The 25,727-nt window shown below is 71.4% G+C and carries 28 protein-coding genes; 24 read left to right on the plus strand and 4 right to left on the minus strand.

What is annotated here, in order from left to right:
- The first annotated feature begins 57 nt into the window (after window positions 1–57).
- Window positions 58–294, plus strand: coding sequence for a glucose PTS transporter subunit EIIB (locus CU254_RS11380; protein ID WP_037713328.1), 237 nt, complete (start codon window positions 58–60; stop codon window positions 292–294).
- The gene (locus tag CU254_RS11385) at window positions 291–746 is read left to right on the plus strand and encodes a PTS glucose transporter subunit IIA (RefSeq protein WP_037713331.1); all 456 of its coding nucleotides are present in this window, start codon (window positions 291–293) and stop codon (window positions 744–746) included. Before CU254_RS11380 ends, CU254_RS11385 begins: the two co-directional genes overlap by 4 nt.
- A 48-nt stretch (window positions 747–794) precedes the next feature.
- On the opposite strand, the gene CU254_RS11390 is transcribed toward CU254_RS11385, so the two are convergent.
- Window positions 795–1,220, minus strand: a complete 426-nt coding sequence (locus CU254_RS11390; RefSeq protein ID WP_009075763.1) for a Rieske (2Fe-2S) protein — start codon at window positions 1,218–1,220, stop codon at window positions 795–797.
- 100 nt (window positions 1,221–1,320) lie between these two features.
- Here CU254_RS11390 and CU254_RS11395 point away from each other — a divergent pair, with 100 nt between their 5' ends.
- Window positions 1,321–1,704: a hypothetical protein gene (locus CU254_RS11395; protein ID WP_009075765.1), complete on the plus strand. Its 384-nt coding sequence runs from the start codon at window positions 1,321–1,323 to the stop codon at window positions 1,702–1,704.
- On the opposite strand, the gene CU254_RS11400 is transcribed toward CU254_RS11395, so the two are convergent.
- A complete protein-coding gene (locus tag CU254_RS11400) occupies window positions 1,692–2,108 on the minus strand; it encodes a pyridoxamine 5'-phosphate oxidase family protein (RefSeq protein ID WP_009075767.1) in 417 nt (138 codons plus the stop codon). The genes CU254_RS11395 and CU254_RS11400 overlap by 13 nt on opposite strands.
- Before the next feature lie 83 nt (window positions 2,109–2,191).
- On the opposite strand from CU254_RS11400, the gene CU254_RS11405 reads away from it, so the two are divergent.
- The 7 genes from CU254_RS11405 to CU254_RS11435 all read left to right on the plus strand — a co-directional run bounded on the left by CU254_RS11405 (window position 2,192) and on the right by CU254_RS11435 (window position 10,252).
- Window positions 2,192–3,130: an AraC family transcriptional regulator gene (locus CU254_RS11405; protein WP_009075769.1), complete on the plus strand. Its 939-nt coding sequence runs from the start codon at window positions 2,192–2,194 to the stop codon at window positions 3,128–3,130.
- A gap of 572 nt (window positions 3,131–3,702) precedes the next feature.
- Window positions 3,703–4,833: an A24 family peptidase gene (locus tag CU254_RS43620; RefSeq protein WP_009075771.1), complete on the plus strand. Its 1,131-nt coding sequence runs from the start codon at window positions 3,703–3,705 to the stop codon at window positions 4,831–4,833.
- A gap of 49 nt (window positions 4,834–4,882) precedes the next feature.
- The gene (gene aroC / locus CU254_RS11415; RefSeq protein WP_009075773.1) at window positions 4,883–6,070 is read left to right on the plus strand and encodes a chorismate synthase; all 1,188 of its coding nucleotides are present in this window, start codon (window positions 4,883–4,885) and stop codon (window positions 6,068–6,070) included.
- Window positions 6,067–6,591 (plus strand): shikimate kinase, encoded by a 525-nt coding sequence (locus tag CU254_RS11420; RefSeq protein ID WP_009075775.1) that lies wholly within the window; start codon window positions 6,067–6,069, stop codon window positions 6,589–6,591. The genes aroC and CU254_RS11420 overlap by 4 nt, the downstream gene beginning before the upstream one ends.
- A gap of 132 nt (window positions 6,592–6,723) precedes the next feature.
- Window positions 6,724–7,839, plus strand: coding sequence for a 3-dehydroquinate synthase (aroB, locus tag CU254_RS11425; protein WP_009075777.1), 1,116 nt, complete (start codon window positions 6,724–6,726; stop codon window positions 7,837–7,839).
- Complete coding sequence (gene aroQ, locus CU254_RS11430) at window positions 7,836–8,267, plus strand: type II 3-dehydroquinate dehydratase (protein ID WP_009075779.1); 432 nt, start codon at window positions 7,836–7,838, stop codon at window positions 8,265–8,267. The genes aroB and aroQ overlap by 4 nt, the downstream gene beginning before the upstream one ends.
- A gap of 494 nt (window positions 8,268–8,761) precedes the next feature.
- On the plus strand, window positions 8,762–10,252 hold the full coding sequence (locus tag CU254_RS11435; RefSeq protein ID WP_037716924.1) for a beta-xylosidase: 1,491 nt from the start codon (window positions 8,762–8,764) through the stop codon (window positions 10,250–10,252).
- On the opposite strand, the gene CU254_RS11440 is transcribed toward CU254_RS11435, so the two are convergent.
- Complete coding sequence (locus CU254_RS11440) at window positions 10,176–10,778, minus strand: B-4DMT family transporter (RefSeq protein WP_009075782.1); 603 nt, start codon at window positions 10,776–10,778, stop codon at window positions 10,176–10,178. The genes CU254_RS11435 and CU254_RS11440 overlap by 77 nt on opposite strands.
- Window positions 10,779–10,872: 94 nt before the next feature.
- Here CU254_RS11440 and CU254_RS11445 point away from each other — a divergent pair, with 94 nt between their 5' ends.
- From CU254_RS11445 to nusB, 3 genes are read left to right on the plus strand one after another with little or no spacing between them, the layout of a single operon-like run.
- Window positions 10,873–11,964: a Xaa-Pro peptidase family protein gene (locus CU254_RS11445; RefSeq protein ID WP_009075784.1), complete on the plus strand. Its 1,092-nt coding sequence runs from the start codon at window positions 10,873–10,875 to the stop codon at window positions 11,962–11,964.
- A gap of 43 nt (window positions 11,965–12,007) precedes the next feature.
- On the plus strand, window positions 12,008–12,571 hold the full coding sequence (gene efp, locus CU254_RS11450) for an elongation factor P (protein WP_009075786.1): 564 nt from the start codon (window positions 12,008–12,010) through the stop codon (window positions 12,569–12,571).
- A complete protein-coding gene (gene nusB / locus CU254_RS11455) occupies window positions 12,571–13,029 on the plus strand; it encodes a transcription antitermination factor NusB (RefSeq protein WP_009075787.1) in 459 nt (152 codons plus the stop codon). The genes efp and nusB overlap by 1 nt, the downstream gene beginning before the upstream one ends.
- 712 nt (window positions 13,030–13,741) lie before the next feature.
- Here the strand turns inward: nusB and CU254_RS11460 are convergent.
- Entirely contained in the window at window positions 13,742–14,230 is a 489-nt protein-coding gene (locus tag CU254_RS11460) for a transcriptional regulator (RefSeq protein WP_003096372.1), read from the minus strand.
- A gap of 259 nt (window positions 14,231–14,489) precedes the next feature.
- On the opposite strand from CU254_RS11460, the gene pyrR reads away from it, so the two are divergent.
- From pyrR to coaBC, 11 genes are all read left to right on the plus strand, one after another.
- Window positions 14,490–15,086, plus strand: a complete 597-nt coding sequence (gene pyrR, locus CU254_RS11465) for a bifunctional pyr operon transcriptional regulator/uracil phosphoribosyltransferase PyrR (protein ID WP_009075803.1) — start codon at window positions 14,490–14,492, stop codon at window positions 15,084–15,086.
- Window positions 15,083–16,015 carry an aspartate carbamoyltransferase catalytic subunit gene (locus tag CU254_RS11470; protein WP_009075805.1) on the plus strand — a complete coding sequence of 311 codons (933 nt, stop codon included), beginning with the start codon at window positions 15,083–15,085 and terminating at the stop codon, window positions 16,013–16,015. The genes pyrR and CU254_RS11470 overlap by 4 nt, the downstream gene beginning before the upstream one ends.
- Complete coding sequence (locus tag CU254_RS11475) at window positions 16,012–17,298, plus strand: dihydroorotase (protein ID WP_009075807.1); 1,287 nt, start codon at window positions 16,012–16,014, stop codon at window positions 17,296–17,298. The genes CU254_RS11470 and CU254_RS11475 overlap by 4 nt, the downstream gene beginning before the upstream one ends.
- Window positions 17,298–17,801, plus strand: a complete 504-nt coding sequence (locus CU254_RS11480) for a hypothetical protein (RefSeq protein ID WP_009075809.1) — start codon at window positions 17,298–17,300, stop codon at window positions 17,799–17,801. Before CU254_RS11475 ends, CU254_RS11480 begins: the two co-directional genes overlap by 1 nt.
- Window positions 17,798–18,925 carry a glutamine-hydrolyzing carbamoyl-phosphate synthase small subunit gene (gene carA, locus CU254_RS11485; protein WP_009075810.1) on the plus strand — a complete coding sequence of 376 codons (1,128 nt, stop codon included), beginning with the start codon at window positions 17,798–17,800 and terminating at the stop codon, window positions 18,923–18,925. Before CU254_RS11480 ends, carA begins: the two co-directional genes overlap by 4 nt.
- Entirely contained in the window at window positions 18,925–22,242 is a 3,318-nt protein-coding gene (gene carB, locus CU254_RS11490; RefSeq protein WP_037713336.1) for a carbamoyl-phosphate synthase large subunit, read from the plus strand. The genes carA and carB overlap by 1 nt, the downstream gene beginning before the upstream one ends.
- On the plus strand, window positions 22,239–23,081 hold the full coding sequence (gene pyrF / locus CU254_RS11495; RefSeq protein ID WP_009075815.1) for an orotidine-5'-phosphate decarboxylase: 843 nt from the start codon (window positions 22,239–22,241) through the stop codon (window positions 23,079–23,081). The genes carB and pyrF overlap by 4 nt, the downstream gene beginning before the upstream one ends.
- A gap of 107 nt (window positions 23,082–23,188) precedes the next feature.
- Complete coding sequence (mihF, locus tag CU254_RS11500; RefSeq protein ID WP_003096398.1) at window positions 23,189–23,506, plus strand: integration host factor, actinobacterial type; 318 nt, start codon at window positions 23,189–23,191, stop codon at window positions 23,504–23,506.
- Complete coding sequence (gene gmk / locus CU254_RS11505; protein ID WP_037713338.1) at window positions 23,503–24,174, plus strand: guanylate kinase; 672 nt, start codon at window positions 23,503–23,505, stop codon at window positions 24,172–24,174. Before mihF ends, gmk begins: the two co-directional genes overlap by 4 nt.
- Complete coding sequence (gene rpoZ / locus CU254_RS11510; protein WP_020658117.1) at window positions 24,171–24,440, plus strand: DNA-directed RNA polymerase subunit omega; 270 nt, start codon at window positions 24,171–24,173, stop codon at window positions 24,438–24,440. Before gmk ends, rpoZ begins: the two co-directional genes overlap by 4 nt.
- The gene (gene coaBC, locus CU254_RS11515; RefSeq protein ID WP_009075820.1) at window positions 24,433–25,665 is read left to right on the plus strand and encodes a bifunctional phosphopantothenoylcysteine decarboxylase/phosphopantothenate--cysteine ligase CoaBC; all 1,233 of its coding nucleotides are present in this window, start codon (window positions 24,433–24,435) and stop codon (window positions 25,663–25,665) included. Before rpoZ ends, coaBC begins: the two co-directional genes overlap by 8 nt.
- The last annotated feature ends 62 nt before the right edge of the window (window positions 25,666–25,727 follow it).

A 25,727-nucleotide genomic window follows, 5' to 3' on the forward strand; every position in this document is an offset into this window, starting at 1 on the left:
TGGTGGCGGAGCGCACCTGTTCTGGGTGGGAAACCAACGGGATACGAGGAGGCCGCGATGGCGGATGACAGGCCGGAAAAGATTCTCGCGGCGCTCGGCGGCGCGGACAACCTCATCGAGATCGAGGGCTGCATCACGCGGCTGCGGTGCGAGGTCGAGGACATGTCCGCCGTGGACGAAGCGGCGCTCAAGGCCGCCGGCGCGATGGGCGTCGTGAAGATGGGCTCGGCGGTCCAGGTCATCGTCGGCCCGGAGGCGGACACCATCGCCAGCGACATCGAGGACTTGATGTGAGCCTGCCGATCCTGAGCCCGGTCGCGGGCGAGGTCGTCGCGATCACCGAGGTGCCCGACCCGGTGTTCGCCGAGGCCATGGTGGGCCCGGGCATCGCGGTGAAGCCGTCCGGCGGCCGCGCCGACGCGGTCGCCCCGGTGGACGGGACCGTGGTCACGCTGCACCCGCACGCGTACGTCGTGGCCACTGAGGACGGCCGCGCGGTCCTCGTGCACCTCGGCATCGACACGGTCAAGGAAAAGGGCGAGGGGTTCACCCTGCACGTCGTCAAGGGCGAGAAGGTGCGGGCGGGCCAGCCGATCGTGGGCTGGGACCCCGAGGCGGTCGCCGCCAAGGGCTACTCGCCGATCGTCCCGGTCGTCGGGCTCGACGCGTCCGCCGACGTGCTCGCCGGACTCGAGGGCGGGCGCACGGTCGCCGCCGGCGACGAGTTGTTCACCTGGAACAGTTGATCCGATCGCCCTTTGTGGACGGTGCTGGTCCACAAAGGGCGATTCCGGTCACGCCGTGACGACCTCGCCGTTCTCGATCTTCACGGCCACTTTGGACAGCGGCTGGCTCGCCGGGCCTTTCTTCACCTCGCCGGTCAGCGCGTCGAACACCGAACCGTGGCACGGACAGCTCGCCTGGCCGTTCCGCGGCGGATTCACCGTGCAGCCCTGGTGCGTGCAGACGGCGCTGAAACAGGCGACCGTTCCTTTTTCCGGTTGCGCGACGAGCACCTCCTGCCCGTCCGGGGTTTTCGCGGATTTCGCTTGCCCCACCGGCACTTCCGCCAGTGCGATCACCTTCCCGCCCTGCTTCGGCGCGGCTTGTCCGGATCCGCCGTCGCCGCTCCCGCAAGCGGTGAGAGCGACGGCGGCGGTGCCCGCGACGGCGGCCCCGGAGACGAGGACGGAACGGCGGGAGTGAAGTTCGGCAGTCATGCCCGGTGCAACGAACCGGGACGGCTCCGGGTGCCGGTGAACCGTCCCGGTCGCCCGTGCGTGTAGTCCGTATCCGGCGTTCCGGACGGAAGGAGACGCCATGGTGACCACCTGGCTGCGAGTGCTGGGCGCGGCGGGCCTGGCCGGCTCGGCGGCGATCCACTTCTACCTGTACTGGGGCAGCGGCTACGCGGACATCCCGGTGGTCGGGCCGCTCTTCCTCGTGAACGGCATCGCCGGCGTGGCGATCGCGATCGCGTTGCTCGCCTGGCGGCATTGGCTCCCGGCGTTCCTCACGCTGGGTTTCGGCGGCGTGACGCTGCTGGCCTACCTGCTGTCGGTGACGGTGGGCTTCTACGGCGTGCACGACCAGTTCAACAGCCAGTACGAATACTGGGGCGTGATCACCGAAGCGGTCTGCGTGATCTGCGGCCTGGCGCTGCTGGTGCGGGCGATCCGCGCGCGAACGGCTCAGAACGCGTAGCGGTGCACCTTCTCCGGGTGGATGACCACCCGGACCTGGGGGAGGTCCTGCAGGATCTTCGCCCCGGCTTGGGCTTCGGAGGTGCTGAGGTCCCAGTACCGCCCGGCGAGCCTGCGGGCGAGGTCGTGCCCGCCGTCGGCCTCGATCGTGACGCGCCCGGCGACGGACACCCAGCGTTCCGGCTCCCCGACCGGCGCCGCGACGACGAGCGACGCGCGCGGGTCCTCGCGCAGCTGGCGGATCTTGGCCGAGTCCGGGGACGTGAACAGCTGGATCGTGCCCTCGTCGGTCGCCTCGAACCACACCGGCCGGGGCTGCGGCGGCCGCGGTCCGGCGGCGACGGTCAGGAAACCGTGCAGGGGACGGCGGAGGAACTCGAGATCATGGTCGGTAAGGGTGCTCATGAATCGAGATTCAACCGGGCTTCCTCGGACGATCCCATAGGTCATCCGCCGGATTGCCTGTCCATTCGTCTAATCTCGGGGGAGTGGACGCGTTCAGCGATTTGATCCGCGGGGTCCGGGCGCACGGTTCGTTGTTCGGCTGCACGGCCCTGTCGGCGCCGTGGTCGCTGCGCTTCGTGGACAGTGCCCCGCTGACGCTGTGCGCGTTGTTGAGCGGCGAGGGCTGGATCGTGCCGGAGGACCATCCGCCGGAGCTGTTGCGCGCCCGCGAGACCATCCTCGTCCGCGGCCCGTTCTCCTTCGTGGACAGCCTGGACACCACCGCCGCCCCCGTCGAATGCGGAGAGTTCTGCGCCACTCCCGAACACGGCGGCACCCGGCATCACCTGGGCTGGAACGATCCGTTCCACGGCGAAACCAACCTGATCGTCGGCGCGTATCCGGTGCGGAGCCGCGGCCGGATGTCCGCGCTGCTGGACGCACTGCCGGTCGTCGTCCGGCCGCCTTCCTCGGCCGAGGAAGACCCGGTGCTGGACCACCTGGCGGCCGAGCTGGCCGTCGACGCGCCGGGCCAGCAGATCGTCCTGGACCGGCTTCTGGACTGGATGCTGGTCTGCCTCCTGCGCGACTGGTTCGACCGTCCGGGAGGCACCCCGCCGCCGTGGTGGGCGGCCCAGCGGGACCCGGTGGTGGGCGCCGCGCTCCGCCTGCTGCACGCCGACCCGGCGGCCCCGTGGACGGTCGTCACGCTGGCCGCCCGGACCGGCGTTTCGCGCTCCACGCTGGCCAAACGCTTCGCGGATTTGGTGGGGGAGCCGCCGATGACGTACCTGACCCGGTGGCGGATGACTCTGGCTGCGGACCTCCTGACGGAACAGCCGTCGATGTCGATAGCGGAGGTCGCAGGGGCGGTCGGGTACTCGGACGCGTTCGGCTTCAGCGCGGCCTTCAAACGGCTGCGGGGGGTGAATCCGTCGGGGTATCGGCGGGCTTCCCTTGCCGAGGCTCTTTCCCGCGGCTGATGGTGCCTGCGGCGGGCTTCGGTTGCTGGGGCTCTTTCTCATGCCTGAGGGTGCCTGCGGGGGCTTCGGTTGCCGAGGCGTTTCGCGCGGCTGATGGTGCCTGCGACGGGCTTTCGTTGGCGGGGCTCTTTGCCGTGCCTGATTTTGCCTGTGACGGGCTTCCCTGCCGAGGCGTTTCGCGCGGCTGACGGTGCCTGCGGCGGGTTTGCGTTGGCGGGGCTCTTTGCCGTGGCCGACGGCGTCTCCGGCGGGCTCCCGTTGCCGGGGCGTTTTCGCGCGGCTGCTTGTGCCTCGGGCGGGCTTCCGTTGCTGGCGCCCGTCCGGCGGCTGATTGTGCTTTCGGCCGGTTCCCCTTGCCGGGCTTTCCCATGTCTCACTGTGCCTCCGGCGGGCGTCCATTGCGGGGGCCGTTGCTGTGCCTGACGGTGCTCCGTCGAGCTTCCTTCGCCGGGCTCTTTCCCGCGGCTGATGGTGCCTCCGTCGAGTGAACCTTCCGGCGTGTCGTGCGCGAGGGGTCTCCTCGCGCACTGATTCGTTTGCCCTGGTCCAGGCCTTGGCGACAGGCTGGTCGCATGGTTCTGACAGCAGTGCTCGCAGCCGGGGCGGTGGTCCCCGTGCTGCTGGTGATGACGAAGAAGGCCGGTGCCCCGGTCTCGGCCGTGCTCGGCATGGCCACCGCCCTGGCGGCAGTCGCCGTGGCCGCGTCCCGTGCCGACGCGGGCGCGTTCCCCGCTTGGTGGCTGCCCGTGGCGTGGCTGGTCTCGGTGCTCGGCGTGCCGCTCGCCTTGGCGGACGTCCGGCACCGCCGCCTCCCGGACGTCCTCACCCTGCCCGCCTACCCGGTCGTCGCCCTGACGCTCACCCTCGCCGCAGCCAGCGGCGGAGGCTGGCGGTTGGCCGCCGGAGCCGTCCTGGGCTGCCTGCTGTTCGGCGGAACGCACCTGATCGTCCACCGCTTGTCGGCGGGCGGCCTCGGCCCCGGAGACGTGAAACTGGCCGGGTCTTTCGGTGCGGTCCTGGGCGCGGTCGGCGGACTGGCCCCCGCGGTGGCGGCGGTCCTGGCGGCGATGGTCAGCCTCACGGCTGTGGTGCCGATGTGGCTGATGCGCCGGATTCGTCAGATGCGCGAGCTGCGAGCTTCAGCCCGCTCGTCCGTCGGGCGCTTACCACGCTCGGAAGCAGAAGGAGGACTTCACGAACCCACGCCAAATCAACCCGACTCCCGGCCCCTCGCGCTCGCTCAGCCATCCACGCCGACCGACGCAGCTCACTCTGCTGCTGGCCCCACAGATGCTGCTCAGTTGCTCGTTGCCGAGGATCTTGCTGGGGTGGCCGGTTCGGCCGTGCCGACTGACATCGCCGGAGGTCTTGTGCCCGGACCGGCGGCGGACCCTGCTAAGCCATTCGCTCCGGCCAACCCCGCTGAGCTGACTGCCTCCGCCCAGCCGACCGGCCCGGCGGTCACTCCCTCTCCACCCAGCCTCGCCCGCACACCCGAACTCCCGAGCCCAGCCCAGTCGTCAACACCGACCGACTTCGCCCATCCACCTTCGCCGAACGACGACGCCGCGACCCCCTCGCCGCCCGAGCCCGCCCGGCCCCGGATCCGCGCCGGACCCCTCCGCGTCCCCTACGGCCCGGGCCTCGTTCTGGCCACCTGGGCGTGCGCCGTCTTCCCAGCGGCTGGAACGGGCATCGCCTGAGGCCAGGGGCTCTGCCCGGCGCTCGGACCGGCCGTGACAGGATTGGCCGGTGCTGCGCTGGATCACCGCTGGAGAATCGCACGGACCCGCCCTCGCCGCTGTGCTCGAAGGGCTGCCTGCCGGGGTGGAGGTGACGACCTCGGACCTTTCCGCGCAGCTCGCGCGGCGCCGGCTCGGGTTCGGCCGCAGCCCTCGGATGGGCTTCGAGACCGACCAGGTCCAGTTCCTCGGCGGGGTCCGGCACGGGGTCACCCAGGGCGGGCCGATCGCCGTCCAGATCGAGAACGCCGAGTGGCCCAAGTGGGAGAAGGTCATGGCGGCCGATCCGGTCGACGAGGCCGCACTCGCCGGGCTCGCCCGCAACGAGCCGCTGACCCGGCCCCGCCCGGGGCACGCCGACCTTCCCGGCATGCAGAAGTACGGCTTCGACGAGGCCCGTCCCGTCCTGGAGCGCGCCAGCGCCCGCGAGACCGCCTCGCGGACCGCGCTCGGCACGGTCGCGCGGAACTTCCTGCGGCAGCTGCTCGGGGCCGAGGTGCTGAGCCACGTCGTCTCGATCGGCGGCGCGGACGCTCCCGACGGCCCGCTTCCGCAGCCGGGCGACCTCGCGGCGATCGACGAGAGCCCGGTGCGGGCGTTCTCCGCCGAGGGGACCGAGGCGATGGTCGCCGAGGTCGACGCGGTGCGGAAGGCCGGCGACACCGTCGGCGGCGTCATCGAGGTGATCGTCTACGGACTGCCGCCGGGTCTCGGCTCGCACGTGCACTGGGACCGGCGGCTCGACGCGCGGCTCGCCGGCGCGCTCATGGGCGTGCAGGCGATGAAGGGCGTCGAGGTCGGCGACGGCTTCACCACCGCCCGCCGCTGGGGCAGCCAGGCGCACGACGAGATCGACCGCGGCACCGGACCGGTCGGCGTCACGCGCCGGTCGAACCGCGCGGGCGGGCTCGAGGGCGGCATCACCAACGGCGAACCGCTGCGGGTGCGCGTCGCGATGAAGCCGATCTCGACCGTGCCCAAGGCACTGTCCACAGTGGACGTGCGGACCGGCGAGCCCGCCGTCGCGATCCACCAGCGCTCCGACGTGTGCGCCGTGCCGCGCGCGGGCGTGGTGCTGGAATCGGTCGTGGCGCTGGTCGTCGCGGACGCGGCGCTGGAGAAGTTCGGCGGCGACTCGCTGGCCGAGACCAAGCGCAACGCGCAGGCGTACTTGAAGGCGCTCGAGGAGCGCTGGTGAGTCCGCGCGCGGTCGTCATCGGACCGCCGGGCTCCGGCAAGAGCACGGTCGGCCCGCTGCTGGCCGCCGCGCTCGGGGTGACCTTCCGCGACACCGACGACGACATCGTCGCCCGCGCCGGACGCGCCATCTCGGACATCTTCGCCGACGACGGCGAACCGGCGTTCCGCGCGCTCGAGGAGGAAGCGGTCGCCGCGGCCCTCGCCGAACACGACGGAGTCCTCTCCCTCGGCGGCGGCGCCCCGCTCACCCCGGGAACCCGCGCGCGGCTCCAGGGCCACACGGTGGTTTTCCTGAACGTCGGCCTCGCCGCCGGCGTGCAGCGCACCGGGATGTCCAGCGCCCGCCCGCTGCTCGCCGGCATCAACCCGCGCGCCACCTTCAAAGCCCTGCTCGACCAGCGGCTGCCGGTGTACCGCGAGGTGGCGACCGTCGAGATCGAAACCGACAAGCGAACGCCCGAAGAGGTCGTCGCGGCCGCGGTCGCCGCCCTCGAACCCGACCGGGTCCGCGAACCGTGACCCGCCACCGGCCGCCCGCGCCAGCTCAAGTCCGTGAGGGGAACCCTGAGGGACTCTGAGTCCCTCAGGGTTCCCCTCACGGACCGCGAACCAGCTCCAGGACCGCCGGGTCCGGGGGCAGTGAGGAGAACCGTGTCCGCCACCCCGCCCGTCCGGATCCGGGTCGCCACCGCGCAGCCGTACGACGTGCTCGTCGGGCGCGGCCTGCTCGGCGAACTCACCGAGCAGCTCGCCGACGCGTCGAAGGTCGCGCTGATCCACCCGCCGACGCTCACCGCCACCGCCGAGGCCGTCCGCGACGAGCTGGCCGCGGCCGGGCTCGACGCGCACCGCGTCGAGATTCCCGACGCCGAGGACGGCAAGGCCTTCTCGGTCGCCAGCTTCTGCTGGGAGGTCCTCGGCCGGATCGGGCTGGACCGGCGCGGCGTGGTCGTCGCGCTCGGCGGCGGCGCGGTCACCGACCTCGCCGGGTTCGTCGCGGGCACCTGGATGCGCGGCGTCCGGCTGGTGAACGTCCCGACGACGCTGCTCGGCATGGTCGACGCGGCCGTCGGCGGCAAGACCGGCATCAACACCGAGGCGGGCAAGAACCTCGTCGGCGTCTTCCACGAGCCGTCCGCCGTCCTGGTCGACCTCGCGACGCTGGAATCCTTGCCGCGCAACGAACTCGTCGCCGGGATGGCCGAGATCGTCAAGACCGGTTTCATCGCCGACCCGCGGATCCTCGAACTGATCGAGGCCGACCCGGAGCACGCGCTCGACCCGGCGGGCGACGTGCTCGCCGAACTCGTCCGCCGCTCGATCCAGGTGAAGGCCGACGTCGTCGCGGCCGACCTGCGCGAGTCCGACCTGCGCGAAATCCTCAACTACGGCCACACCCTCGGCCACGCCATCGAACGCCGCGAGCGCTACCGCTGGCGGCACGGCGCGGCGGTCAGCGTCGGCCTGGTGTTCGCGGCGGAACTGGCCCGGCTCGCCGGACGCCTCGACGACGCCACCGCCGACCGGCACGCCTCCGTGCTCAAGCTGATCGGCCTGCCCACCACCTACGCCCCCGACGCGCTGCCGCAGCTGCTGGAAACCATGAAGGGCGACAAGAAAACCCGCTCCGGCGTGCTGCGCTTCGTCGTCCTCGACGGACTCGGCAAACCCGGGCGGCTGGAAGGCCCCGACCCGTCGCTGCTTGCCGCCGCGTACTCGGCGATCGCGGCCGAGGCCCCGGAAAACGGCGGGAGCGTGCTGCTGTGAAGACGTTCGTGTTCAACGGCCCCAACCTCGGCCGCCTGGGCAAACGCGAGCCGGCTGTCTACGGCTCCACCACGCACGACGACCTCGCGCGACTCTGCGTCGCCACCGGCCAGGAGCTGGGTCTCGACGTCGAGGTCCGGCAGACCGACCACGAGGGCGAGATGGTCGGCTGGCTGCACGAGGCCGCCGACGCGGGCGCGCCGGTCGTGCTGAACGCCGGCGCGTGGACGCACTACTCGATCGCCGTCCGCGACGCCGCCTCCCAGCTCACCGCGCCGCTGATCGAGCTGCACATCAGCAACGTGCACAAGCGCGAGGAATTCCGGCACCGCAGCGTGCTTTCCGACATCGCGACCGGGGTGATCCTCGGTCTCGGCGTGGAGGGTTACGGTCTCGCGTTGCGGTGGATCGCCGCGAACCAGTCCTGAGCTGGCGGCCGGAAGCCGCCCGCGGCGGGGCAGACGCAGATGCGCCGTCGCGCGGTTTCCGATGGGCGGGGGCACGCGTCGGCGTGAACAGCGCCTGCGGCCGAGCAACCGGCAGCAGGCGTGCTTTCCGAGGTCGCGATCGGATCGGTCTCGCCGTGCGGTGGATTGCGCGCACCCAGCCCTGAGCAGGCGACGGAAATCGTGGCGGGGCGGGTGCGGGGTCGCGCGTTCCGTCGTCGGACTCCCATCGTGCGGGTTCGCGATGCCTCGTCCTGAGTTCGCGCCGCACAGCACCTCCGGCAAAGCCAGATCCGGCAGCACAACCCGTTTCCACCCCACCAATCGCGCCCCAGAGCGGCCGAAAAGCAAGCCTCGAGCAAACCCGCCGTCCGACCGGCCGATGCGCGACGTGGTTCACCCATCCGGTGTCGTTGTCGCTACACTCGGCGATCATGCACCCGTTTCGTCGTGGGGGTCGGCGACCCGTGCGTCAGCTGCTCTCGCTGCTGATCGCCGGTTCCCTCGTTTCCGGGTGCAGTCAGACGTCGGCCCAGCCGCAGGCCGAGGGCACCGGGCACGGCGGGATCGCGGGCGGAGCGCCGCAAGCGCCCAAGGAACCGCCTCGGGCGGCGGACGTCGCGCTTGCCACGGGAGCCAGCAGGCAGAGCGCCGGCGTCGTGGCCGCGGGGGCCGTGGACGCGTCCTACAACTACGGGCCCACCGTGATGGTCGAGAACGGCCGCACCCGGATCTGGTGGTGCAGCCAGTACAGCAGCGCCCCGCCGCCGGGGGACGACATCCTCTACGCCGAGGGTCCCTCGGCCGACGGACCGTTCACCGGGCCGGGTGGCGGCGCGCCCCCGGCGGTGCTGTCCGGCTCGCCCGGCAATTTCGACGGCATGCACACCTGCGATCCGTCCGTGCTGCGCGTCGGCGGCACGTACTTCATGTACTACACCGGCGCGGCCGGCGACCACGCGCTCGGCAACGCGATCGGCATGGCCACCAGCCCGGACGGCATCCACTGGACCCGTTCGAACGGCGGCCAGCCGATTCTCGGCGCGTCCCACGACGTCCACCGCGACAACGTCTACGGCGCCGGCCAGCCTTCGGTGGTCTTCCTCGACGGCTGGTACTACCTGATGTTCACCGACACCACCGGCCGCGCGGCGGGCTGGAACGGGGCCGGGCAGTTCGTGGTCCGGGCGCACGACCCGGCGTTCCGCGAGGGCGTGGAAGCGTTGGGGGAGAAGGGTTTCGAGCCCACCGCGACGACCGCCGCGCCGCGGACCCGTTCGGTGGTCGACGCGTTCAGCGTCGACCTGGAGTGGGTCGGCGCGCTCGACGCCTTCGCCATCGCGCACGAAACCGCCGACGGCACCACGATCACCTTCTGGGACCGCGATTTCACCATGCAGCCGTACCAGCCGGTCGTGCTCCCGGGCGCGTGGAAGGAAGGCCCCGGCCTCGTCCGCCGTCCCGACGGGCACGCGCCGACGTCGGTCAGCGACCCGTGCGACCTGGTTTCGCTGGACGTCGTGCGCGCGACCGAGATCGGCCCGGCGGGCGCGCCGACCGGGCTCCAGCACTTCGGGCTCGACGTGAAAGGCGCGGGCGGTTGCTCGACCCCCTCGCGCACCACGGCGACCTTCGACGGCGTCGCGATGCCGTCCCCGGACCGCATGATCGACCTCTACCGCCGCGGCGAGCGCATCCGGATCGACCGGCGTTCAGTCGCCGCGGTGCTCGCCGGGGAACTGGTCGACCGGCCGCTGCCGCAGGCGCCGGAAGTACCGGTGAAAACGCGCCTGCGTTCGGGGGCGACCGTCGTGCACGCGTACGGCCGCGGCTACGGCATGGTTCTCGACGGGCAGCTTTACGGCCTGCCGGACACGACGATCGTGGACCTCAACGGTTCCGGGGTGCAGGAGATCGACCCGCGACAGTGGGACGCCGCCGCGCGCGGTTTGCCGCTGGGCGGCTGACCGGCGAAGGCTTCGGAGCGGTCCGCGGGGTCGGACTCGGCGGGAGTTGGAGTTCGCCGGAACGGCTGCCGGCACCGTCTTCGTCCTCGTCGTCCGGCTCCGGCTCGCCGGGATCTTCGGCGGAATCCGCCGCCGGACGCCGCATCCGGCCGCCGACGAACAACCCGAGCCCGGCGGGCACCAGCACCAGCAGCGCGGAGAACGCCGCCCCGCCGGTGAGCGCGGCCCCCAGCTCGGAAACGCCGGTCTGGTCGACGAAAATCGCCCGCCCGATCACGTACAGGATGCCCGAGCCCACGCCCGCGACCAGGGAGGCGATGAACCACGCGCGCCCTCTGTCGCGCAGGCCGCGCCAGCCGTCGATCGCGCTCCACAGCGCCGCCACGCCGACCAGCACGGCGATGGTGAGCGACGTGAACAGCGTCTGGCCGGTCGGGTGGAACACGGACCACTTGGCGAGCAGCGTCATCGCGGCGGCGTGCACGACCGCCATGACCAGCCCGCGCGTCAACCAGGCACCCAGCATGGACGGAGTGTAGGCGCGCCGAAGTCAACCGCCAGTAGGCCGTCCTCGAACGCGGCCGGAACGAGGCCCGGAAGCCGCTGGTTAAGCTGGCCGGGTGCCGGAAAACCACGCTCGCCGCCGCGCCGCGCTCGCCGCCCTGCTCCCCGACAACGGGGTCGAAGCGCTGCTGGTCACCGATCTGCTCAACATCCGCTACCTGACCGGGTTCACCGGGTCGAACGCCGCGCTGCTGCTGCACGCGGACGGCGACGCGAAGACCGTGTTCTGCACCGACGGGCGCTACACGGCCCAGTCGGAATCGGAGGTGCCCGACCTGCGGCGCGTGCTCGACCGCGCCAGCGCCCGCGCGCTCGCGGCGCACGCGGCGGAGCAGGGCTACGGCCCGACCGGGTTCGAGAGCCAGCACGTGAGCGTCGAGGAGCACGAGAACCTCAAGGTGCGCTTCGACCGGGTCGAGCTGATCCGCACCCCTGGGTTGGTCGAGCAGCTGCGGGTGGTCAAGGACGAGGTCGAGATCGCCGCCCTGCGCGCCGCGTGTGCCGCCGCCGACCGCGCGCTCGCCGCCCTGATCGAGGCCGGCGGAGTGCGGCCGGGCCGGACCGAGCTGGAAGTGGCCCGCGACCTGGAGAACCGGATGCTGGAGCACGGTTCGTCCGGGATCTCGTTCGAATCGATCGTCGCCGCCGGGCCGAACTCGGCGATCCCGCACCACCGCCCGACCGGGGCCGAACTGCGCCGCGGCGACTTCGTGAAATTCGACTTCGGCGCCACGGTCGACGGCTACCACTCGGACATGACCCGCATGGTCGTCCTCGGCGAACCCGCCGACTGGCAGCGCGAGATCTACGACCTCGTGCACCGCGCGCAGGCGGCGGGCGTCGAAGCTGTCCGGCCCGGCGCTGTGGTGTCCGAAGTGGACGCCGCGGCCCGCTCGGTGATCGCCGACGCCGGGTACGGAGAGCAGTTCGCGCACGGTCTCGGCCACGGCGTCGGGCTGGAAGTGCATGAGGCACCGAGTCTCGCCGCGGCGGGCGTCGGTACACTGTCCGCCGGTATGGCGGTCACCGTCGAGCCCGGCGTGTACCTCGCGGGGCGCGGTGGCGTGCGCATCGAGGACACGCTCGTCGTGCGGGACTCCGGACCCGAACTCCTCACCCTGAGCACCAAGGACCTCGTGGCCGTCTGACGGCCGCGGCCGAAGAGATCGAACACAGGAGACCTGAAGACTCGTGGCCACCACCAACGACCTGAAGAACGGACTCGTCCTCAACCTGGACGGCCAGCTGTGGAGCGTCACCGCGTTCCAGCACGTCAAGCCGGGCAAGGGCGGCGCGTTCGTGCGCACCACGCTCAAGCACGTGCTGACCGGCAAGGTCGTCGACAAGACCTTCAACGCGGGCACGAAGGTCGAGACGGCCACGGTCGACCGCCGGAACATGACGTACCTGTACAAGGACGGCGCGGACTTCGTCTTCATGGACGGCGACACCTACGACCAGATCACCGTGCCCGCCGAGACCGTCGGCGACAACGCGAACTACATGCTCGAGAACACCGAGGTGCAGGTCGCGGTGCACGAGAACGAGCCGCTGTACGTCGAGCTGCCGACCTCGGTCGAGCTCGTCATCCAGCACACCGACCCGGGCCTGCAGGGCGACCGCTCCACCGGCGGCACCAAGCCCGCGACGCTCGAGACCGGCGCCGAGATCCAGGTCCCGCTGTTCCTCTCGACCGGCGAGAAGATCAAGGTCGACACCCGCGACGGCCGTTACCTCGGCCGCGTCTCCAGCTGATGGCGGACAAGCTTCCCCCGCACCCGAACCGCGGCGGCGCGATCAGCAGGCGGCAGGCCCGCCGGCGCGCGGTCGAGATGCTGTACGAGGCCGCCCAGCGGTCCGCTGACCCGGTCACGCTGCTGGCCGACCGGGTCGGCGCGGTCGAGGTCGACCCGGTCGCGGACTACACGATCACCGTCGTGGAGGGCGTCACCGCCCACCGCGAGCGGATCGACGAACTCCTCGCGGAGCACTCGCAGGGCTGGACCCTGGAGCGGATGCCGCCGGTCGACTTGGCGGTCCTGCGCGTCGGCGTGTACGAGATGCTGTGGTCGGCGGACGTCCCCGACGCGGTCGCGATCGACGAAGCGGTCGGCCTCGCGAAGGAACTTTCGACGGACGATTCGCCCCGGTTCGTCAACGGCGTGCTCGGCCGCATCGGCACGATCGCCGACCGCCTGCGCGCGGTGCTGTAGCCCGGCGGCCCGGTAGTCGGAGGTAACCCGGCTGGGGGAAACGGCCACCTGATTGGCCGCTGCCTGATCGGGTCACCGCCGGGCCGCAGCGGCTCCGCGAGGGACGGCGAGAGCGAAAATTGATCACCGAGCGGAATCGGAACCGGGCGGCGGGCGCCATTCGCGGCGGCGCGGACCCGGGCGGTTCCGCGCCGATCCGGTGAGTTCCGGGCGGCGGTCCTTCGGAATCGCTGCGGTGAGTGAGCAATCCGCGGGGGAGAGCCCGGCAGCGGAATCGCGATCAGCCGGGAAACCGGTGCCGTGCGACGGGAATCGCTAAGCAGGCCGTGAAACCGCAGGATATTTCCGCGGCGCGATCGCGCTGGCGCGGGACGCGGTTTCGGCCGAACTGCAAGCCAGGCAAGGGAATCCGCTCGAAACCCGAGGGGTCGGAGCGGGAAGCGGCCGGGTGAGGAAACAGTCCGCGGCCCAGGCCGGGAAATGTGCCGCAATCCGAGGGAGCGCATTCTCGGCGCGGCGGAATACCGGTTGCCGGGTGCTTCGCGCGGCGAGGCGAAGCAGCTCGCGGGCAACCTGGATCACCCGAGGTCGACGCGGCGGAACAAGGCGGAATCCGGCGGGCGAAGCCTCACCCGAAGCGCGGCGGGCGTTCCCGGTTCCCCGGGTGCGGGAAGCCCGCCGCGTCGTGCACGGCCGCTGCCGCCATCAGTGCTCAGTCCTCTTTGGACGGACGGGCTTCCGGCGGGAGGACGCCCCAGTCGATGAGCTGCTCGGTCAGCTCGCCGGGGGTCATGTCGTAGATGATGGCGAGCGAGCGCAGGTCCTCGGTGCGGATGGAGAGCACCTTGCCGTTGTAGTCGCCGCGCTGGCTCTGGATCGTGGCCGCGTACCGGGCGAGCGGGCCGACCTTCTCCGCGGGGAGCTGCTGGAGCCGCTCCAGGTTGATCACAATCTTCGTGGCGGGCTCGGCTCCCGAGGGGACCCGGCCCTCCGGCAGCAGTTCGACCACCGGCACGCCGTAGAAGTCCGCCAGCTCGGCCAGCTTCTGGACGGTGACCGCCCGGTCGCCGCGCTCGTACGAGCCGACCACGACGGCCTTCCAGCGTCCGCCGGACTTCTGCTCGACCCCGTGCAGGGACAGGCCTTGCTGCTGGCGGATCCCGCGGAGCTTGGCCCCGAGCGCCTTGGCGTAATCGCCCATCTGGTGGTTCTCCGTTTCATCGCCCCTGCCCGGCCGGAGGACCGGGGAGGGGACTCCTCGAGTCGAATACTCAGAGTAATGGTTACGCATAGTTGTCACCAGGTCAAGCAGAAGGTCGGTCCGCGCAGGTGGCGGCCGTGCGCGTACCACCCGGAAGACTGATTGACCGGTCCTGCTACTGTCGGTGCGGTTTCCGGCAGCAGCCGGTTGCCGACGTCCTTTAAGGACCCGTCCAGAGAGGCGGGGAAGGAGGTCCGCCTTGTCGTCACGTCCGCGTGGCGCGGCGGAGCCGGCGGGAGAGCGCGAGCTGCTTTCGGCCGGCGATGTCGCGCGCACGATCGCGAGGATGGCCCACCAGGTCATCGAGAAGACCGCTCTCGGAGCCGGTCCGCCGGAGCAGTACCCGGTGCTGCTCGGCATTCCCACCCGCGGCACTCCGCTGGCCGCGCGCCTCGCCGGGAAGATCGGCGAGTTCGCCGGGGCCGAGCCGCCGCACGGCGCCCTCGACGTCACCCTCTACCGCGACGATCTCCGCCGCCGTCCGCCGCGTGCTCTCGAGCAGACGCAGCTGCCGCCGGGCGGGATCGACAACCGGGTCGTCATCCTCGTCGACGACGTCCTGTTCTCCGGCCGCACCATCCGCGCCGCCCTCGACGCCCTGCGCGACCACGGCCGCCCGCGTGCCGTCCAGCTCGCCGTGCTCGTCGACCGCGGCCACCGCGAGCTGCCGATCCGCGCCGACTACGTCGGCAAGAACGTGCCCACCGCGCGCGCCGAAGGCGTCTCAGTGCTGTTGTCCGAAACCGACGGCCGGGACGCGGTGCTGCTGCGCGCGCCGGAAGGAGAAACCCGGTGAAGCACCTGCTCGCCACCGACGGGCTCGACGCGGACACCGCGACCGCCGTGCTCGACACCGCCGACGAGCTGAAGCACACGCTGCTCGGCCGCGAGGTCAAGAAGCTGCCGACGCTGCGCGGCCGCACCGTGATCACGCTGTTCTACGAAAACTCCACGCGCACCCGGGTGTCGTTCGAGATCGCCGGGAAGTGGATGAGCGCGGACGTGATCAACGTCTCGGCCTCCAGCTCCTCGGTGAACAAGGGCGAATCGCTGCGGGACACGGCGCTCACGCTGGCCGCCGCGGGCGCCGACTGCGTGATCATCCGGCACCCCGCCTCGGGCGCCGCGCACCGGCTGTCCGGCTGGCTCGCCGGTCCGGGCACCGCGGTGGTCAACGCGGGCGACGGCATGCACGAGCACCCCACGCAGGCGCTGCTGGACGCGGCGACGCTGCGCGAACGCCTCGGGTCACTGAAGGACCGGCGGATCGCGATCGTCGGCGACGTCCTGCACAGCCGGGTCGCGCGGTCGAACATCCACCTGCTCAGCACCCTCGGCGCGGAGGTCGTGCTCGTCGCGCCGCCGACGCTGCTGCCGGTCGGCGTGGAGAAGCTGCCGGTCACGGTCTCGCACGACCTCGACGCCGAGCTGCCCGCGGTCGACGCGGTGATGATGCTGCGCGTCCAGGCCGAGCGGATGCACGGGGGCTTCTTCCCTTCCGCGCGCGAGTATTCGATCTCCTACGGGCTTTCCGAGCGCCGTCAGGCACTGCTGCCGGACCACGCCGTCGTGCTGCACCCCGGCCCGATGCTGCGCGGCATGGAGATCTCCTCCGCGGTCGCGGATTCCCCCTCCTCCGCCATTACCGAACAGGTCCGCAACGGCGTGCACGTGCGCATGGCGGTCCTCTACCACCTCCTGGCCAGTGAAGGAGCTGCCGCGTGAGCATCGTGATCAAGGGCGCCCGCCCGTACGGCGAGGGCGAGCCGGTGGACGTCCTGGTCGAGGACGGCGTGATCGCCGCCATCGGCGCGGTGGACGTTCCCGAGGGCGCCGAGGTGCTCGACGCGAAGGGCCAGGTCCTCCTGCCCGGGTTCGTCGACCTGCACACGCACCTGCGCGAGCCGGGCCGCGAAGACACCGAGACCATCGACAGCGGTTCCGCCGCGGCGGCGCTGGGCGGCTACACCGCGGTGTTCGCCATGGCCAACACCGATCCGGTCGCCGACAACGCGCTCGTCACCGACCACGTGTGGCGGCGCGGGCAGGAAGTCGGCCTGGTCGACGTCCACCCAGTCGGCGCGGTCACCGTCGGGCTCAAGGGCGAGAAGCTCGCCGAACTGGGCACGATGGCGAAGGGCACCGCGGCGGTGCGGGTGTTTTCCGACGACGGCGTGTGCGTCTCGGACCCGCTGCTGATGCGCCGCGCGCTGGAGTACTCGACCGCGCTCGACGCGGTGATCGCGCAGCACGCCGAGGAACCGCGGCTCACCGTCGGCGCGCAGGCGCACGAGGGCGAGCAGGCGTCGCGGCTGGGCTACGCGGGCTGGCCGGCCTCGGCGGAGGAGTCGATCGTCGCGCGCGACTGCCTGCTGGCGCTGCACGCGAACGCGCGGCTGCACGTCTGCCACGTCTCCACCGCGGGCACGGTCGACGTGCTGCGCTGGGCGAAGGAGCGCGGCACCAAGGTGTCGGCCGAGGTCACGCCGCACCACCTGCTGCTGACCGACGACCGGCTGGAGACCTACGACCCGGTCAACAAGGTCAACCCGCCGCTGCGCACCGGCGGCGACGCGGAAAAGCTGCGCGCCGCGCTGGCCGAGGGCGTCGTGGACTGCGTCGCCACCGACCACGCCCCGCACGCCCCGCAGGACAAGGACACCGAATGGGCCGCGGCCCGGCCCGGCATGCTCGGCCTGCAGACGGCGCTGTCGGTGGTCGTCGAGACGATGGTCAAGACCGGCCTGCTCGACTGGCGCGGCGTCGCCCGCGTGATGAGCGAGCGGCCCGCTGAGGTCGGGAACCTGGCCGGGCACGGCCGTCCGATCGAAGCGGGCGAACCGGCGAACCTGACGCTGGTCGACCCGGACGCCGAATGGACGGTGCGCGGGGCCGATCTGGCCAGCATCGCGGCCAACACCCCGTACGAGGGAATGCGGCTGCCCGGCGTGGTGACGGCGACCCTGCTGCGCGGGCGGATCACCGCGCGCGAGGGGAAGATCTGCTGATGGAGCGGTTGCTGCTGACGCTGGGGATCGTCGCCTTCTTCCTGCTGTGCCTGTTCGGCATGTGGATCGGCTGGCGGCGCAAGGCGCGTTCGCAGAGCGCGCGGATCGCGCCGTTCCCGGAGATCCCGGCCGACCCGGGCGAGTTCCAGCTGGAATCGACCGGCGTGTACGTGGGCACCACGACCGCGGGCAACTGGCAGGACCGCGTCGTCACGCGCGGCGCGGGTCCGCGGTCCGGCGCGGTCTGGCGGCTGCACCCGGACGGGGTGGCCGTGGAACGCGGCGGGCTGCCGGACTTCTGGATCCCGCGCGCCTCGATCACCGGGATCCGCCGCGATTCGCGGCTCGCCGGGAAGGTCACCGGCACCGACGTGCTGCTGGTCCTCACCTGGCAGCTCGGCGACGTCGCGCTGGACACCGGGTTCCGCGGCGACGACCTCGACGACTATCCGCAGTGGATCAACGAACTTTCCGATCACGACATCAAGGGAGGTGCCCAGTGAGCACCGGCACTCGCGGCCCCGCCGCCCTGGTTCTCGAAGACGGCCGGGTGTTCCGCGGCGCGGCGTACGGCGCGCGCGGGCGGACCCTCGGCGAGGCGGTGTTCTGCACCGGCATGACGGGGTACCAGGAAACGCTGACCGACCCGTCGTACCACCGGCAGATCGTGGTGCAGACCGCGCCGCAGATCGGCAACACGGGCTGGAACGACGAGGACGACGAATCGGCCCGGATCTGGGTTTCCGGTTACGTGGTGCGGGATCCCGCGCGCACGCCGTCGAGCTGGCGGGCGAAGCGCACGCTCGACGAGGAACTGGTGCGCCAAGGCGTGGTCGGGATTTCCGAGGTGGACACCCGGACGCTGACGCGGCATCTGCGCGAACAGGGCGCGATGCGCGCGGGCGTGTTCTCCGGCGACGCACTGGGCAGCGACGAGCAGATGGTCGAACAGGTCCTGGCGAGCCCGCAGATGAAGGGCGCGGACCTCGCCGGCGAGGTCTCCACGGACAAGCCGTATGTCGTTGCCGCGCAAGGAGAAAAGCGGTTCCGGGTCGCGGCGCTGGACCTGGGGATCAAATCGAACACGCCGCGGCTGATGACGCAGCGGGGCATCGAGGTGCACGTGCTGCCCTCGAGCACGAGCGCGGAGGACCTGCTGGCGCTGGAGCCGGACGGGGTGTTCCTGTCCAACGGCCCGGGCGACCCGGCGACGACGGCGCACGCGACGGCGCTGACGAAAACCGTTCTGGAGCAGCGGATCCCGCTGTTCGGCATCTGCTTCGGCAACCAGATCCTCGGCCGCGCCCTGGGTCTGGGCACGTACAAGATGCGCTACGGGCACCGGGGGATCAACATCCCGGTGATCGACGTGGCGACCGGACGGGTCGCGATCACCGCGCAGAACCACGGTTTCGCCCTCGAAGGCGAGCCGGGCCAGCGGTTCGATTCCCCTTACGGGGCCGCGCAAATCAGCCACTACTGCCCGAACGACGACACGGTCGAGGGCGTGCGCGCCTTCGACGTGCCCGCGTTTTCCGTGCAGTACCACCCCGAAGCGGCCGCGGGTCCGCACGACGCCGCGCCGCTGTTCGACGAGTTCGTTGAGTTGATGGAGAAGAAGGCCTGATGCCGAAGAGGACGGACATCCAGCACGTGCTGGTGATCGGCTCCGGGCCGATCGTGATCGGGCAGGCGGCCGAGTTCGACTACTCGGGCACGCAGGCCTGCCGGGTGCTGCGCAGCGAGGGTCTGCGCGTGTCACTGGTGAACTCGAATCCGGCGACGATCATGACGGATCCGGAGTTCGCCGACGCGACCTACATCGAGCCGGTGACGCCGGACTTCGTGGAGAAGGTCATCGCGGCCGAGCGCCCCGACGCGCTGCTGGCGACGCTCGGCGGGCAGACCGCGCTGAACTGCGCGGTGGCGCTGCACGAGCGCGGCGTGCTGGAGAAGTACGGCGTGGAGCTGATCGGCGCGGACATCGACGCGATCCAGCGCGGCGAGGACCGGCAGAAGTTCAAGGACATCGTCCGCAAGATCGGTGCGGACGTGCCGCGCAGCCGGGTGTGCCACAACATGGACGAGGTCCGCGAGACGGTCGCGGAACTGGGCCTGCCGGTCGTCATCCGGCCGTCGTTCACGATGGGCGGCCTCGGCTCGGGCATGGCGCACACGCCGGAGGACCTGGAGCGGCTGGCCTCGACCGGGCTCACCGAGTCCCCGGTGACCGAGGTGCTGATCGAGGAGAGCGTGCTCGGCTGGAAGGAGTACGAGCTCGAGCTGATGCGCGACAAGCACGACAACGTCGTGGTCGTGTGCTCGATCGAGAACGTGGACGCGATGGGCGTGCACACCGGCGACTCGGTCACCGTCGCGCCGACGATGACCCTGACCGACCGCGAGTACCAGGTGATGCGCGACGTCGGCATCGCCGTGCTGCGCGAGGTCGGCGTGGACACCGGTGGCTGCAACATCCAGTTCGCGTTCAACCCGGTCGACGGCCGGATGGTCGTGATCGAGATGAACCCGCGCGTGTCCCGTTCCAGCGCCCTGGCGTCGAAGGCGACCGGTTTCCCGATCGCGAAGATCGCGGCGAAGCTGGCGATCGGCTACACGCTCGACGAGATCCGCAACGACATCACCGGCGAGACCCCGGCCTCGTTCGAGCCCGCGCTCGACTACGTCGTGGTGAAGGTGCCGCGGTTCGCGTTCGAGAAGTTCCCCGGTGCGGACCCGACGCTGACCACGACCATGAAGTCGGTCGGCGAGGCGATGTCGTTCGGCCGCAGTTTCCCCGAAGCGCTCGGGAAGGCGATGCGGTCGATCGAGACCAAGGCGACCGGGTTCTGGACGCTGCCCGACCCCGAGGGCGCGACGGTCGAGTCCACTTTGGACTCGCTGCGCACGCCGCACGAAGGCCGCCTCTACGAGGTGGAACTGGCGCTGCGGCTGGGCGCGACGGTCGAGCAGGTGCATGAGGCGAGCGGGATCGACCCGTGGTTCATCGACCAGATCGCGCTGATCGGCGAGGTCGGCGCGGAGGTCCGCGACGCCCCGGTGCTCGACGGCGACCTGCTGCGGCGGGCGAAGCGCACCGGCCTGTCCGACCGCCAGATCGCCGCGCTGCGCCCGGAACTCGCGGGCGAGGACGGCGTGCGGGCGCTGCGGCACCGGCTCGGCGTGCGGCCGGTGTTCAAGACGGTCGACACCTGCGCGGCGGAGTTCGCGGCGAAGACCCCGTACCACTACTCGGCCTACGAGACCGACCCGGCGGCGACGTCCGAGGTCGCGGTCCAGAGCGACAAGCCGAAGGTGCTGATCCTCGGGTCCGGCCCGAACCGGATCGGGCAGGGCATCGAGTTCGACTACTCCTGCGTGCACGCGGCGATCGCGTTGCGCGAGGCCGGGTTCGAGGCCGTGATGGTCAACTGCAACCCGGAAACCGTGTCGACCGACTACGACACGAGCGACCGGCTGTACTTCGAGCCGCTGTCGTTCGAGGACGTGCTCGAGGTCGTGCACGCCGAGCAGCAGTCCGGCACGGTGGCGGGCGTGATCGTGCAGCTGGGCGGGCAGACCCCGCTCGGGCTCGCGCAGCGGCTCGCCGACGCCGGGGTGCCGGTGGTCGGGACGCCGCCGGAGGCGATCGACCTGGCCGAGGACCGCGGCGCGTTCGGCGAGGTGCTGTCCGAGGCCGGGCTGCCCGCGCCGAAGTACGGCACGGCGACCTCGTTCGAGGGCGCGAAGCGGATCGCCGACGAGATCGGCTACCCGGTGCTGGTCCGCCCGTCCTACGTGCTGGGCGGGCGCGGCATGGAGATCGTCTACGACGAGGAGTCCCTGGCCGGCTACATCCGCCGCGCCACCGAGGTCACGCCGGAGCACCCGGTGCTCGTGGACCGGTTCCTCGACGACGCGATCGAGATCGACGTGGACGCCCTGTTCGACGGCGAGGACCTCTACCTCGGCGGCGTGATGGAGCACATCGAGGAAGCCGGCATCCACTCCGGCGACTCCTCGTGCGCCCTGCCGCCGATCACCCTCGGCGCGCAGGACCTCGACGCGGTCCGCCGCTCCACCGAGGCCATCGCCCGCGGCGTCGGCGTCCGCGGCCTGCTGAACGTGCAGTACGCGCTCAAGGACGACGTGCTCTACGTCCTGGAGGCCAACCCGCGTGCCTCGCGCACGGTCCCGTTCGTCTCCAAGGCGACCGCGGTGCCGCTGGCGAAGGCCGCGGCGCTGGTGATGACCGGCTCCACGATCAAGGATCTGCGCGCTTCCGGCGTGCTGCCCGCCGAGGGCGACGGCGGCCGGATGCCCGCCGACTCGCCGGTCGCGGTCAAGGAAGCCGTGCTCCCGTTCCACCGGTTCCGCACGCCGGAAGGACACGGCGTCGACTCCCTGCTCGGCCCGGAAATGAAATCCACCGGCGAGGTCATGGGCGTCGACACCTCCTTCGGGAAAGCATTCGCGAAATCGCAGAGCGGCGCTTACGGATCCCTTCCCACCTCGGGCCGGGTATTCGTCTCCGTCGCCAACCGCGACAAGCGTTCGCTGGTGTTCCCGGTGAAGCGGCTGGCCGATCTCGGCTTCGAGATCCTGGCCACGTCCGGTACCGCGGAAGTGTTGCGGCGCAACGGGGTTGCCTGTTCGGTGGTGCGCAAGCACTCCGAGCCGGACCCGGGCACCGGCGAGCCGAACATCGTCGACGTGATCCTCGCCGGCGACGTCAACATGGTGATCAACACGCCGTACGGAAACAGCGGACCGCGCGTGGACGGTTACGAAATCCGCACTGCCGCGGTGTCGCGCGACATTCCGTGCATCACCACGGTGCAGGGCGCCGCGGCGGCCGTGCACGGCATCGAAGCGCTTATCCGCGGCGACATCGGCGTGCGCAGCCTGCAGGACCTCCAGGCGGCGCTGAAGGCGACGTCGTGACCGCCCGCTTCGGGGCGCGGCTCGCCGAAGCAGTGGCCGCGCGCGGGTCGCTGTGCGCCGGGATCGACCCGCATCCGGGCCTGATCGAGGCGTGGGGCCTGCCGCTCGACGCCAGCGGGCTCGAACGCTTCGCGCTCAGCGCCGCGGAGGCGCTGGGCGAGGTGGCGGCGATCGTGAAGCCGCAGTCGGCGTTCTTCGAGGCGTTCGGGCCCGCCGGGGTGGCGGTGCTCGAACGCGTCGTGGACGTCGCTCACGACGCCGGAGCGCTCGTCCTGCTGGACGTCAAGCGGGGCGACATCGGCTCGACCATGGCGGCCTACACGGCGGCGTACGTGGCCGAGAAGGCGGCTTTCACCGCCGACGCGGCCACGGTGTCGCCGTACCTCGGCTTCGGCGCCCTCGACGCGGCCGTCACGGCAGCGCGCGAAGCGGGCAACGGCCTCTTCGTCCTCGCGCGCACGTCCAACCCGGAAGCGGACGCGTTGCAGCGCGCGCGGCTCGAAGACGGCCGTACGGTCGCTCAGAGCGTCGTAGACGCTGCTGCGGACCACAACGCAGGTGACGAGCCCTACGGCGACGTCGGCGTGGTCGTAGGGGCCACTGTGGCTCCTGGGGAAGTCGACCTGAGCCGGCTCAACGGACCGGTGCTCGCGCCCGGTTTCGGGGCGCAGGGGGCGACTGAGGCGGATTTGCGGGCAGTGTTCGGCGAGGGGCTCCCGGGCCTGCTCCCGGCCTCGTCGCGGGACCTGCTGCGCCACGGCCCGGACACCGCGGCGTTACGCCGTGCGGCCCAAGAGGTGAACCGCCGGTTGGCGGGACTCCGCGAAAAAGGCCAATAGCAGGCCCCGGAATCGCGCTCCACCAGCCACCCCCGCATTGTGGCCCCTGCTCAGGGGTGGGTACCGTCGCGTCACCCACCCAGATGTGAGAACTACCGGAGGAAAACGTGGCACTTCCCCAGCTGACAGAGGAACAGCGTGCTGCGGCGCTGGAGAAGGCCGCCGCCGCCCGCCGCATCCGTGCTGAGCTGAAGGAGCGGCTGAAGCGGGGCGGTACCACTCTGGTCGACGTGCTGAAGCAGGCCGAGGAGAACGAAGTCCTCGGCAAGATGAAGGTTTCGGCCTTGCTCGAGGCGCTCCCCGGCGTCGGCAAGGTGCGCGCCCAGCAGACGATGGAACGACTGGAGATCGCCCCCAGCCGCAGGCTCCGCGGGCTCGGCGACCGGCAGCGCAAGGCGCTGCTGGCCGAGTTCAGCGGCGAGTGAGCGGCGTCGGTCAGGACTACCCGGTGACCCGGGGCGCCGACCGCGGCAGTGAGCCGGTGGCAGGAGAGATCTCCCGCCCCCGGCTCACCGTCGTCTCCGGCCCTTCCGGAGTCGGGAAGTCGAGTGTGGTGGGACAGCTGCGCCGGCTCGAGCCGAACCTGTACTTCAGCGTTTCGGTGACGACGCGGGCGCCGCGGCCGGGCGAGGTCGACGGAAACCATTACCATTTCGTGGATTCCGCCGAGTTCGACCGGATGGTGGCCGGGAACCGGCTGCTGGAGTGGGCCGAGTTCGCGGGCAACCGGTACGGGACGCCGCGCGAGCCGGTGGAGAAGGCGCTGGCGGAAGGCCGTCCGGCGGTCCTGGAGATCGAACTGCAGGGCGCCCGCCAGGTCCGGGCCGCGATGCCGGAGGCGCGGCTGGTCATGCTGATGCCGCCCTCGTGGGAGGAACTGGTCGGCAGGCTCACCGGCCGGGGCACCGAGACCGAGGCCGCGGTGGCCGCCCGGCTGGCCGAGGCGGAACGCGAACTGGCCGCGGCCGGGGAGTTCGACGAACGGGTCGTGAACGCCGACGTCGAGGTCGCCGCGCGGCGGTTGCTAGACTTGATTACCGGCGGTGGCGATTCTGCCGCCGATCGATGTGACGATACGGAGCAGCACGAGTGACTGTGCAACAGGCGACGCTGGAAGAGCTCGAAGGCATCACCAACCCGCCGATCGACGACCTGCTCGAAAAGGTCTCCTCGAAGTACGCGCTGGTGATCTACTCGGCCAAGCGGGCGCGGCAGATCAACGACTACTACGCGCAGCTCGGCGAGGGCCTGCTGGAGTACGTGGGCCCGCTGGTCGAGCCCGGCCCCCGCGAGAAGCCGCTGTCGATCGCGCTGCGCGAGATCCACGGCGGGCTGCTCGAGCACACCGAGGGTGAATGACGCCAGGCCCAGGGTCGTCCTGGGCGTGGGCGGCGGCATCGCCGCCTACAAGGCGTGCGAGGTCCTGCGGGGCCTCACCGAAACCGGGCACGACGTCCGCGTCGTGCCCACCGAGGCCGCGCTGAACTTCGTCGGCGCGGCGACCTTCGAGGCGCTGTCCGGGAACCCGGTGCACACCGGGGTCTTCACCGAGGTGCCCGAGGTGCAGCACGTGCGGGTCGGCAAAGAGGCCGACCTCGTGCTGGTCGTCCCGGCGACCGCGAACCTGCTGGCCAAGGCCGCGCACGGGCTCGCCGACGACCTCCTGACGAACACCCTGCTCACCGCCCGGTGCCCGGTCGCTTTCTTCCCGGCGATGCACACCGAGATGTGGGAGCACCCGGCCACCCGCGACAACGTGGCGCTGCTGCGCTCGCGCGGCACGGTCGTCACCGAACCCGCCGCGGGCAGGCTCACCGGCGTCGACACCGGCAAGGGACGGCTCGCCGACCCGGCCGAGATCGTCGACCTGGCCCGGCTGCTGCTCGCCGAGCCGAAGGCGCTGCCGCGGGACCTCGAAGGCCTGCGCGTGGTGATCTCCGCGGGCGGCACCCGGGAACCGCTCGACCCGGTCCGCTACCTGGGCAACCGCTCGTCCGGCAAACAGGGCTTCGCACTCGCCCGGGTCGCCGCGCAGCGCGGAGCCGAGGTGACGCTGGTCGCCGGGCACACCGACGAACTGCCGTCCCCGGCGGGCGCGACGCTGCAGCGCGTGTCCACGGCGGAGGAAATGCGCAAAGCGATGCATTCCGCCGCGGCGGACGCGGATGTCGTCGTGATGGCCGCCGCGGTCGCGGATTTCCGGCCCGCCACGCTGGCCGACCACAAGATCAAGAAGTCCGACGACAGCCCGGACCCGGTCATCACGCTCGACCGCAACGCGGACATCCTCGCCGAACTGGTGCAGGGGCGGCGTTCCGGGCAGATCGTGGTGGGCTTCGCCGCAGAAACCGGCGACGAGAACGGCAGTGTCCTCGACCACGCCCGCGTCAAGCTCCGCCGCAAGGGCGCGGACCTGCTCGTGGTCAACGCGGTCGGCAACGGCAAGGCGTTCGGCACCGAGGACAACGCGGGCTGGCTGCTCGCCGCGGACGGCACCGAGCAGGTCATCCCGCAGGGAGCCAAAGCCCGCCTGGCGGCCACATTGTGGGATGCCGTAACAGCGTTGCTCGCGCGTCGACTGTAGCTACAGGTCCGCTGGGTAGGGTGGGCTGTGCCAGGAGCGCCTGAAATCCGGTGGGGCGCCAT

The organism is Amycolatopsis sp. AA4, from assembly GCF_002796545.1.
In the GTDB taxonomy this organism is placed as follows: domain Bacteria; phylum Actinomycetota; class Actinomycetes; order Mycobacteriales; family Pseudonocardiaceae; genus Amycolatopsis.